Source organism: Collinsella aerofaciens (assembly GCF_039752985.1).
GTDB lineage: Bacteria > Actinomycetota > Coriobacteriia > Coriobacteriales > Coriobacteriaceae > Collinsella > Collinsella aerofaciens_BT.
In genome coordinates this window covers 1-11,054 of the sequence record NZ_JBDMHA010000065.1, presented here as the reverse complement: position 1 = coordinate 11,054, position 11,054 = coordinate 1, and the positions used below count along the sequence as shown (strand labels likewise).

The 11,054-nt window shown below is 61.7% G+C and carries 7 protein-coding genes and 1 tRNA gene; all 8 read left to right on the top strand.

Translation table 11 applies throughout. The annotated features are described in order from the left end of the window. The coding region (locus ABHR76_RS08330) for a xanthine dehydrogenase family protein molybdopterin-binding subunit (RefSeq protein ID WP_346977334.1) at positions 1 to 1,394 on the top strand (1,394 nt) is incomplete at its 5' end. 140 nt (positions 1,395 to 1,534) lie between these two features. After that, positions 1,535 to 1,618, top strand: a tRNA-Leu gene (locus tag ABHR76_RS08325). 87 nt (positions 1,619 to 1,705) lie between these two features. Next, the gene (gene tig / locus ABHR76_RS08320) at positions 1,706 to 3,007 is read left to right on the top strand and encodes a trigger factor (protein WP_161145190.1); all 1,302 of its coding nucleotides are present in this window, start codon (positions 1,706 to 1,708) and stop codon (positions 3,005 to 3,007) included. A gap of 163 nt (positions 3,008 to 3,170) precedes the next feature. Then, the gene (locus ABHR76_RS08315) at positions 3,171 to 3,791 is read left to right on the top strand and encodes an ATP-dependent Clp protease proteolytic subunit (protein ID WP_022095182.1); all 621 of its coding nucleotides are present in this window, start codon (positions 3,171 to 3,173) and stop codon (positions 3,789 to 3,791) included. Between the two features lies 1 nt (position 3,792). Continuing rightward, positions 3,793 to 5,202: an ATP-dependent Clp protease ATP-binding subunit ClpX gene (clpX, locus tag ABHR76_RS08310; protein WP_138112285.1), complete on the top strand. Its 1,410-nt coding sequence runs from the start codon at positions 3,793 to 3,795 to the stop codon at positions 5,200 to 5,202. 284 nt (positions 5,203 to 5,486) lie between these two features. Then, positions 5,487 to 8,183, top strand: coding sequence for a valine--tRNA ligase (locus ABHR76_RS08305; RefSeq protein ID WP_346977333.1), 2,697 nt, complete (start codon positions 5,487 to 5,489; stop codon positions 8,181 to 8,183). A 274-nt stretch (positions 8,184 to 8,457) separates the two neighbouring features. Continuing rightward, the gene (locus ABHR76_RS08300) at positions 8,458 to 9,801 is read left to right on the top strand and encodes a bifunctional folylpolyglutamate synthase/dihydrofolate synthase (RefSeq protein WP_346977332.1); all 1,344 of its coding nucleotides are present in this window, start codon (positions 8,458 to 8,460) and stop codon (positions 9,799 to 9,801) included. Positions 9,802 to 10,034: 233 nt separating this feature from the next. Continuing rightward, positions 10,035 to 11,054 (top strand): Ig-like domain-containing protein (locus tag ABHR76_RS08295; protein ID WP_346977331.1); only part of this gene is annotated, 1,020 nt, incomplete at its 3' end.

Genomic DNA, 11,054 nt, shown 5'->3' with positions numbered 1-11,054 from the left:
CCGTTAAGCTGGGCGCCATGAACGACGGCACCATCACGGCCATCGATCTGCATACGTTGTCCAACGCCGGTGCGTATGGCGAGCACGCTACCACGACGATCGGCCTGTCGGGCCACAAGAGCCTGCCCATCTACAACCACGTAAAGGCGAGCCGCTTTAGCTGGGACGCCGTCTACACCAACACCAACCGCGGCGGCGCGTATCGCGGCTACGGTGCCACCCAAGGCCAGTTTGCCGTGGAGAGCGCCGTCAACGAGCTCGCCGACATGCTGCACATGGACCCCGCCGACCTGCGCCTTAAGAACATTGTGCGCGAGGGCGAGACCATGCCGCAGTACTACAACGAGAAGCTCAACGCCTGTGCGCTCGACCGCTGCCTGCTGCGCGCGATGGACATGATCGGTTGGCGCGACAAGCCGCTAGCCGTGGACCTGGGCGACCGCGTGCGCGCCCTGGGCTGCGCGCTCACCATGCAGGGCTCAGGCATTTCCAACGTGGACATCGCCGGCATCGACATGCGCCTGGAAGAGGACGGCTTCATTACCATCGGCACCGGAGCCACCGATAACGGCATGGGCGTCGACACGATCCTGGCGCAGATTGCCGCCGAGGAACTGGGCGTGGAGAGTTCGATGATCGTGGTGCGCGGCGTGGACACCGACGTGTCGCCGTTCGACGCCGGCTCGTACGCGAGCTCGGGTACGTACGTGACGGGCCTTGCCGCCAAGAACGCCGCGACCGAGCTGCGTGAGAAGATTTGCTCCAAAGCCGCCCAGATGTGGGACGTGGACGCCGCCGATGTGGTCTTCGATGGTCAGTACGTGCGTCTGTCCGACGAGCGTGCCGCGCGCGAGCAGAACCGCTACCTCACGCTGCGCGACTTTGCCAACCTGTGCGTCAAGAACATCGCGGGCGGCGACGCGCTGACCTCGCATGCCTCTGCCTGCCTGCCCGTTTCGCCCCCGCCGTTTATGGCCGGCATTGCCGAGGTCGAGGTCGACAAGGCCACCGGCAAGGTGACTGTTGTGGACTACGCGGCGGCTGTGGACTGCGGCACCGTGATCAACGAGGCGCTTGCGCGCGTCCAGGCCGAGGGCGGCATTGCCCAGGGTATCGGCCACGCGCTCTACGAGATTGTCGAGCACGATGACCGCGGCCGTCTGCGCACCGGCAACTTTATGAGCTACAAGCTACCCACGCGCCTGGATATCGGCAGCATACGCGTGGCCTTTGAGCCGAGCTACGAGCCGACGGGTCCGTTTGGTGCCAAGTCGATCGGCGAGGTCGTCATCAACACGCCGCTCGCCGCCGTGGCCTCGGCCGTGGCACACGCCACCGGCCACCAGGTGCGCTCACTGCCGATCACGCCCGAGAAGGCCCTGCTGGGGGAGTAGCGGGTCTGCGAACAAGTCGTAATTTGCGGGGCGGGGCAACTCGCCCCGCCTTTTGCACTCGTGGTGAGGTCGTGAGCCTGTAAAAGGTGTGCGTGCGCTTGCCGCTCGTATCTGCTATCATTCCTAGTCTGTGCGCTCATGCGGGCGTGGCGGAATTGGTAGACGCGCCAGATTTAGGTTCTGGTGGGATTCCCGTGAAGGTTCGAGTCCTTTCGCCCGCACCAACGCACCCGCGTCGGCTTATGCCCTCGCGACGCTTGTTGCATAAAGGTACCAGCACCTCAGATAAGCTGGGCAGTATGAGGAGGAACGTGTTGAACATCACCGCTTCTGACGTCAAGGACGCCAAGCTCACCGCTACGGTCACCATCCCGGCCGCCGACGTCGACGCCGCGATCAAGAAGGCCTACAAGGACACCGCCAAGAAGTACCGCTTCCCGGGTTTCCGCGCCGGTAAGGCCCCCCGTCCGGTCATCGACTCTGCTCTTGGCGCCGAGGCTACCCTCGCCCAGGCCACCAATGACCTGATCGCCGCCAACGAGCCCGCCGTCCTCAACGAGCTGGACATCGTCCCCACCAAGAACGGTGACTACAAGGACCTCGACCTCGCCAAGGATCACGAGGACTACACCTACACCGTCGAGTTCTCCCTGCGTCCTGCCGCTGAGCTCTCCTCCTTCGACGCTGTCGAGATCGAGATGCCCCCTGCGGAGGTCACCGAGTCCGAGATCAACAACCAGGTCGAGATGCTCCTCAACTACCGTGCCACTTTCGAGGACGTCGAGGGTCGCGCCGTCGAGGCCGAGGACTACGTCACCGTCGACCTCAAGGCCGTCGAGAACGCCGACAACTTTGCCGCCGAGGGCCGCATGCTCATCGCCGGTAGCGACAGCAACCCCAAGGAGTTCAACGAGGCCCTGATCGGCGCCAACGTTGACGACGTCAAGACCGTCACCTGGACCGACGAGGTCGAGGAGGGCGAGGAGGCCGAGACCCACACCGTCGAGGTCACCGTCAAGGGCATCAAGGTTCGCAACACCCCCGAGCTCACCGACGAGCTCGTCAAGTCCGACTTTGGCTTTGACAGCATCGACGCCATGCGCGACGCCATCAAGATCGAGATCGAGCAGGACAAGGCTTCCCGCCTCCCGGCCGAGAAGGAGAACCGTTGCGTCTCCGCTCTCGCCGAGCGTCTGCAGCTCGACGAGATGGACGCCGACTACGAGCAGTCCGTCTTTGAGGAGCTTGGCCAGAACTTCCTGTCCAACCTCGCTGCCCGCGGCATGACGCTGGACACCTGGCTGCCCGCTTCCGGCCTGACCATGGAGCAGTTCATCGGCGACCTGCACAAGCAGGCCAACGACGTTGCCCGTGAGTCCCTGGCTCTCGACGCCCTCGCTCGTGAGCTCAAGATTGAGGTCACCGAGGATGATATTAACGCCGAGTTCGAGAAGGCCGGCGTCAAGGACGTCGAGGCTTCAAAGGCCGAGTTCATCGCCGATGGCCGCATGCCTGCCGTCCGCGAGTCCATCCGTCGCTCCAAGGCCGTCGACCACCTGGTCGAGAACGCCAAGGTGACCGAGGTCGACGAGACCGCCAAGGACGCCGAATAATTCTCGCCACCTTGCCCGCGAGCGCATGCGTGCGCCCGTGATGGGGTAAAGTTATACACCGGTTATCCGGTAGCTTCGTACGGTGCCAGCCAATGCATAGCATGCGGGCGCCGTACGTTTATCTAGAACCAATTTGGTCCGCAAGAGAGAAATGGAGATGCGTATGATCGCTAAGTTCGATTCCGCCCTCGTGCCATACGTTATCGAGCAGACGCCGCGCGGCGAGCGCAGCTACGATATCTATTCGCGCCTGCTCAACGACCGCATCATCTTCTTGGGCGAGGAGATCAACTCCGTCAGTGCCAACCTGGTCGTTGCCCAGCTGCTGCATCTTGAGAGCCAGGATGCCGAGAAGGATATCTCGCTCTACATCAATTCGCCCGGCGGCGAGGTCTACTCCGGCCTGGCGATTCTGGACACCATGAACTTCATCAAGCCGCAGGTTTCTACCATCTGTGTGGGCATGGCCGCGTCTATGGCCGCCGTGCTGCTTTCGGCCGGCGCCAAGGGCAAGCGCTTCTGCCTGCCGCACTCCAAGGTTATGATTCACCAGCCCAGCGGCGGTGCCCAGGGCCAGCAGACCGAGATCGAGATCGTGGCCGAGGAGATCAAGAAGACCCGCCGCGAGCTCAACCAGATCCTGTCCGACGCCTCTGGCCAGCCCATCGAGAAGGTCCAGGCCGACACCGAGCGCGACAACTACCTGACCGCTGCCGAGGCCCTCGACTACGGCCTGATCGACCGTATCGTCACCTCGCGCGACCTTGCCGCGAAGGACGCCTAGGATGGCCGGTAACATGCAGGACAACTTTGACGAGAACGGCAACCCCATCCGCTGCTCCTTCTGCGGAAAAGAGCAGGGGCAGGTTCGCCGCCTTGTAAAGGGTCCGACCAACATCTTTATCTGCGACGAGTGCGTCGCCGCCTGCTCCGAGATCTTGGAGGAGTCGCTGGCTTCGGACTTTATGGACGCTGCCCGCAACGGCAAGCTGCCGGGCTTTCTCAACGATCACGGGCAGGCTGCATCTCAGCCCGCCGTGGACCCCGAGGCCGAGGGCTTTGAGCTCGAGGACGACGCCCGTCAGGTCATTACGCATGTGCCGACGCCGCACGAGATTTATGACGAGCTTTCGGCCTATGTCATGGGCCAGGAGGACGCCAAGCGCGCCATGTCGGTTGCCGTGTACAACCATTACCGCCGCGTGATCGAGGGCGGTGCTGCGCTTTCGGCCTTTGACGACGGTTTGGACTCGCAGCTCGACGATGATATGGATGAGGTGGAGCTCGCCAAGTCCAACATTCTGCTGCTCGGCCCCACCGGTACCGGTAAGACGCTTCTGGCGCAGACGCTCGCGCGCATCCTCGAGGTGCCGTTTGCCATCGCCGACGCCACCGCGCTCACCGAGGCCGGTTACGTGGGCGAGGACGTGGAGAACATCCTGCTCAAGCTCATCAATGCCGCCGATGGCGATATTGAGCGCGCGCAGGTTGGCATTATCTACGTGGACGAGATCGACAAGATCGCCCGCAAGGCCGAGAACCTCTCCATCACCCGCGATGTTTCGGGCGAGGGCGTTCAGCAGGCGCTGCTTAAGATTCTTGAGGGCACGGTGGCAAGCGTTCCGCCCACCGGCGGCCGCAAGCATCCCCAGCAGGAGCTGCTGCAGATCGACACGACCAACATCCTGTTTATCTGCGGTGGTGCCTTTGTGGGTCTGGACAAGATCATCGCCGATCGCGTGGGCAACAAGGGCGTGGGCTTTAACTCCGAGATCGCCGGCCCTACCTCGGTCGACGAGAACGACCTGCTGCGCCAGGTGCTCCCGCAGGACCTCAACGCCTTTGGCATGATTCCCGAGTTTGTGGGACGTACGCCCGTCGTCACCCAGACGCAGGCGCTCGACGAGGACGACCTGGTGTCGATCCTGACCGAGCCCAAGAACGCCGTGGTGCGTCAGTACCGCAAGATGTTCCAGCTCGAGGACGTTGAGCTTGAGTTTGAGGATGCCGCCCTGCACGAGATCGCCCGCATGGCGCTTGCCCGCAAGACCGGCGCCCGCGGCCTGCGCTCCATCTGCGAGGACGTGCTGCAGCAGACGATGTTCGACCTCCCCAGCGAGGAGGGTGTTTCCAAGGTCATCGTGACCGAAGCCTCCGTAAAGGGCGAAGAGCAGCCCCAACGCATCTACGGGTAAACCAGCCAAAAACGTGCTTGCAAATAGCCTCTGACCATCCGTGGTCGGAGGCTATTTTATATATACGCAATAACCCCAACTACCTGTGTTATTCTGTGTGTTTGTTTAAGCCTCAGCGAAGTCATTACAGACTGAAGTAATCGATACCTAAGGCGTGTCCGCCTGCTTGGTTTTCGTAGATTCCGCACGAGCCGAAGAGCACTTAATGTGCTTTTCGTGCGAGCCAGGACCTGACCGAGCGAAAACCAAGCAGGCGGACACGCCGGCGGGACAGGGAGAGATATATGGAAGAGATGCCCAAGAACTACGATCCGTCGACCAACGAGCCGGCGATCCTGCAGAAGTGGCTCGACGGCGGCTACTACAAGCGCCGTGAGGGCGTGGGCGACTGCACCGTCACCATTCCGCCTCCCAACGTGACCGGCAAGCTCCATATGGGCCACGCCACCGACGACTCCATCCAGGACGCCATCATCCGCATGGCCCGCATGCGCGGCAAGTCCACGCGCTGGGTGCTGGGTACCGACCACGCCGGTATCGCCACGCAGACTAAGGTCGACAAGAAGCTCAAGAGTGAGGGCATCAGCCGCCTGGAGATCGGCCGCGACAAGTTTGTCGACGCTTGCTGGGATTGGACCCACGAGTACGGCGGCATCATCGTCGAGCAGATCAAGCGTATGGGCTGCTCTGTCGACTTCGACAACGAGCGCTTCACTATGGACGAGGACTACGCGCAAGCCGTGCGCAAGGTCTTCTGCGACTGGTACCACGACGGCCTGATCTACCGCGGCAAGCGCATCGTCAACTGGTGCCCCAACTGCACCACCGCCATCTCGGACGACGAGGCCGAGTACAAGGACGAGAAGGGCCACCTTTGGCACCTGCGTTACCCGCTGACCGAGCCGGTCAACGGCCAGGATTACATCGTCGTCGCCACCACGCGCCCCGAGACCATGCTCGGCGACACGGGCGTTGCCGTCTCCCCGAAGGATCCCGAGAAGGCCGCCTTCGTGGGTAAGACCGTCAAGCTTCCCATCGTCGACCGCGAGATCCCCATCTTTGAAGATTGGCACGTCGACGCCAACTTTGGCTCCGGCTTTGTCAAGGTCACCCCGGCCCACGACCCCAACGACTACGCCATGGGTCAGGCCCACGACCTGCCGCAGATCAATATCTTCGACGAGCACGCGGTGGTCGTCGAGGGCTATGGCGAGTTCACCGGTATGACTCGTGAGGAGTGCCGCGAGGCCGTCATTAAGTGGTTTGAGGAGCATGATCTGCTCGATCACGTCGAGGACCACGACCACTCCGTCATGCACTGCTACCGTTGCGACGCCGCGCTTGAGCCGTGGCTGTCCGAGCAGTGGTTTGTGGCCGTCGATAAGCTCAAGGGGCCGGCGCTTGACGCCGTCAAATCCGGCAAGGTCACCTTCCACCCCTCGCGCTGGACGCAGACCTACACCACCTGGATGGAGAACCTCAAGGATTGGTGCATCAGCCGCCAGCTGTGGTGGGGCCACCGCATTCCCGTGTTCTACTGCGAGGACTGCGGCTGGGAGGACGCCCTTACCGAGGACACCGACGTGTGCCCCAAGTGCGGCGGCCATCACGTGCATCAGGACGAGAACGTGCTGGACACTTGGTTCAGCTCGCAGCTGTGGACCTTCGCCACGCAGGGCTGGCCGCAAAAGCCGGAGCTGCTCGAGGGGCATCATCCCACGACGGCGCTCGTCACCGCGCGCGACATCATCGCGCTGTGGGTTGCTCGCATGGTTATGAGCTCGCTGTACTTCCTGGACGAGGTGCCGTTTAAGGACGTCGTCATCTACCCGACGATCCTTGCCAAGGACGGCAGCCGCATGTCCAAGTCCAAGGGTAACGGCGTTGACCCCATGGACCTCATCGGTATGTACGGCGCCGACGCCATGCGCTACAACCTGCTGACGCTGTGCACCAACAACCAGGACGTCAAGTTTGACGCGAACATCGATAAGAAGACCAAGAAGCTCATCGACAGCCCGCGCACCGACCAGGCCAAGAGCTTTGTGACCAAGATCTGGAACGCCAGCCGCTTCCTGCTCATGAACATGGAGGGCTACACGCCTGGCGAGCCCGTCGTGGAGACGCCGGCCGACGCCTGGATGTTCAGCCGCCTTGCCAAGGCCGTGAAGATGGTCACCGAGGGTATCGAGAACTACACCTTTGGCGACATGGCCCGCGGCGTGCAGCAGTTCTTCTGGAACGAGGTCTGCGACTGGTACGTCGAGGTCACCAAGGCCCGTCTGAAGGGCGAGGGCCGTCTGCAGGCTCAGCGCAACCTGATCTTTGTGCTCGACACCTCCATTCGCCTGATGCACCCGCTCATGCCGTTTGTCACCGAGGAGATCTGGGACAATATGCCGGCGAGCGTGCTCGACCTGGATGCCGAGGGCAACGTGGACCGCGCCGAGGCGCTCATGATCGCCAAGTGGCCGGAGCCCGCCGACTACGTCAAGTACGTCGATGAGCCCGCCGAGCGCGCATTTGAGCTGTGCCGCACCGTCGTTTCCGCTGCCCGCGCCACGCGTTCGCGTTATCGCCTGAGCCCCAAGTCAGAGCTCGACGTGGTCGTGCGCGCCGGTGCTGAGGATATCGAGAAGCTCGAGAGCCTGCGCTCGACCATTGAGCCGCTGGCGAACACCGCCTCGCTGGTCATGGGTACCGACGTTGAGAAGCCGGCCGCGAGCATTGCCGTGGTCGACAGCGGCGTCGAGGTCTTTGTGGTGCTCGAGGGCAAGGTCGATCTTTCGGCCGAGAAGGCACGCCTGGAGAAGGAGATCGCCGCGGCCCAGAAGGAGCTCGCCGGTTGCGAGAAGACGCTCGCTAACGAGGGCTTCGTGGCCAAGGCCGCGCCCGCTGTGGTCCAGAAGAAGAGGGACCGTGCAGCAGAGCTCAAGGAGATCCTGGCGGCACTGACTGCTCAGGTTGCTGACTTCTCGTAAGGTGGACTGTGGGGCGCGGTTTGGGGCATTGCTCGCTACTGCGAACAGTCCTGCTCGCACGAAGGCCACATTAAGTGGCCTTCGGCTCGTGCGGAACTTGTATCGAGCAAAGCCCCAAACCGCTCCCATAGCGGTTACGGTGGCGTCCGCTGCCTGGTAGGGCCACTTGGTTGTGGCCTTGATTCTGCTGCAAGCGGTGTTTGGCTGATATTTTGAATGGGAGGGGCTCGTTGTTTATTACGGGCCTCTTTTTATGTTGAGGGGACTTTGGGTTATGGCTAAGCGTTCTGGGTCGTATGTCGTTCCTTTCTCGTTTGAGTTGCTTTCGTTTGGTGAGGCTGTTGGGCTGGCTGCCGATACGGGGCGGATTTCTGGGGATGCTGGTCCTCTGCTTGAGACGGTTGTCGATATGCTCGATGAGCTGGGGCGTCCGGACGAGTATTTCGATTGCATCCAGGTTGCCGGTACCAATGGCAAGACTTCGACTACGCGTTTTTCGGCTGCCATTCTTCGTGGTGAGGGGCTCAAAACCGCGCTGTATACGTCTCCGCAGTTGGTGCGCTATCCCGAGCGCATGGAGGTTGACGGGTGCGTTGTGAGTGACGAGGCGTTTGCTCGAGGCGTTTCTGCTGCCGTTGAGGCGGGGCGCCGCGTGAATGCCCGTCGTGTTGCGGCGGGGGAGCGTGCCTATACCATCACGCCGTTTGACCTGCTGACGGCTGCCGCACTTGTGGTGTTTGCCGAGGCCGCGGTGGATGTTGCCGTGCTCGAGGTTGGCATGGGCGGGCGCTGGGACGCCACGAGTGCGACCGATCCCGTCGCCGTTGCCATTACGGGCATTGGGCTCGATCACACACGTATTTTGGGCGATACGCTCGAGGCCATTGCGGGGGAGAAGGCTGCGGTCATTAAGCCCGGACGCCTGGTTGTGCTGGGCGAGGGCACGCACGAGGCGAGTGTTCAGCGCGTGATGGATGCCCGTTGTCGCGAGTGCGGCGTAGTACCGCTCGTGGTGAACCATGCCACTACCAAGGTGCCGGAGCACGTGGGCGATACCGTGGAGTTTAGCTGCACTACGCCGCGCGCGATCTATACATCGAGCATGGTCAAGCCGGCCTATCAGCCGCAGAATGCCGCGTGCGCGATTATGCTGTGCGAGGGCTATCTGGGCCGCGAGCTCGACCATGACAAGCTCGATGCGTCGCTTATGGGCTGCCCCACGCCGGGTCGATTTGATGTGCTGGGAACCGATCCGCTCAAGCTGATCGACGCCTGCCATAACCCTCAGAGCTGCGAGAACTTTGTGAGCGCGCTGGACGAGATCGATCCGTGCGTTGAGAATCGCCCCACGCTGCTGTGTGCCGCGCTGGCCGATAAGGACGTGGCGGGCATTGTCGATGTGCTGGTTCCGGCGTTCCCGCACGTGGTCGTAACCCAGACCGATTCCGACCGTGCCCTGCCGGCAGAGGAGCTCGCTGCCCTCGTTGATGCCGATAAGCTCGTGGGCGTATACCCGAGCGTGTCCGAGGCCCTCGCGGCCTTCGATGCCGCAGGCGAGCCCTTCGTAGCCGCCGGCACCATCACCCTAGCCGGCGAAGTAGCCGGCCTGCTCCGTTAACCCATCCCCTCAGCAGTTGCGGTGAAATACGGACTGTTTTACAAGCCAGAAGCCTCAAACAGTCTGTATATCACCGCAACTCAAATTAGCTGCCCTGGGGTGCCCGTTTACGAAGCCATTTATGCCGCTTAACCTGTAGCATATTGCAAACCTCCATCGGCGAAGGATACGCTCAACTTAACTTGCCAATCGGACCAGTGCTGTTTGGTCCGTTGAGCGTGTCGGGAGGAAACATGAACAGAAGGCATGTCAACGCGGCCATTACCGCGGGTTTGGCTCTGACGATGACGGTCGGCTCGGTGCCGCCGCAGGCGTTCGCCGAGATGATGCAGGGTGATACTACCCAAGTCGTTGCCGAGCAAAGCGATGCGACGGGTGCGGCTGCCACGTCTGCGGACACCGGTCAGGCAACCTCGCAAGACCAGAGTGAAGACAAGATCGCCTCTTTTGCCAGCCTGAACGAGCTACATGTTGCCGAGGGATCCGACGTCACGCTGCCCCAAACTGTAACGGCAACCTACGAGAGCGGTACCACCAAGCAGGAAAACGTCATCTGGAAGCTGAACGGCGCCGATGCTCCGGCAACCTTGGCGCAGCTGCCTGCCGGCTCGTATGAGTTTGAGGGTACCGTCGACGGCACCACGCAGACGGTCAAGCAGCGCGTGGTTGTCGAAGCTGTTACGGCGGACCCGGCAGTGGTAGATCCGGCGGCAGTAAACGCCCCTGATGTCACAGAGACGAGCAACGAAAGTGGCATTACGGTCGAGTCGATCGACGCCAACCCGATTCTGGAAAAATATGTCGGTGCCGATTACTACGGCCAGATCCAATCTTCGAGCGTTAAGGTAAAGCTGTCGGATGGCACCGAGACCTCGGCGTATGTTGATTGGGACGAAAAGTCGCAGACGGCATTTGATACGGCGACGGAGGAATCCGAAGTCCCCATCACCGGACAGATTACCGGCGTTAGCGTGAACAACAACTGGATCACGCTCGCGGAGCCGTACAAAGTGAGTGGTGTGCTCAAGGTGTACGTTCCCCGTTCAACCAGTAATGGCTCATGGGTATGGACTGCAGCTGGTATTGCTCCCGCGCTTCCGTCCAGCATTTCGGTCAATTATTCAAATGGTCAATCTTATACATGCCCTGTTGAGTGGAATGAGATCTCGGCTGATCAGTACCAAAAGGAAGGAACCTTTGTTGTCGAGGGACATTTGAAGAGCTATCCCTCTATGCTCGCACAGTGCACGGTC

Coding starts and splice junctions, on each gene's coding strand:
- clpX (WP_138112285.1), top strand. CDS start 3,793: ATGGCCGGTAACATGCAGGACAACTTTGACGAGAACGGCAACCCCATC.
- ABHR76_RS08315 (WP_022095182.1), top strand. CDS start 3,171: ATGATCGCTAAGTTCGATTCCGCCCTCGTGCCATACGTTATCGAGCAG.
- ABHR76_RS08305 (WP_346977333.1), top strand. CDS start 5,487: ATGGAAGAGATGCCCAAGAACTACGATCCGTCGACCAACGAGCCGGCG.
- ABHR76_RS08300 (WP_346977332.1), top strand. CDS start 8,458: ATGGCTAAGCGTTCTGGGTCGTATGTCGTTCCTTTCTCGTTTGAGTTG.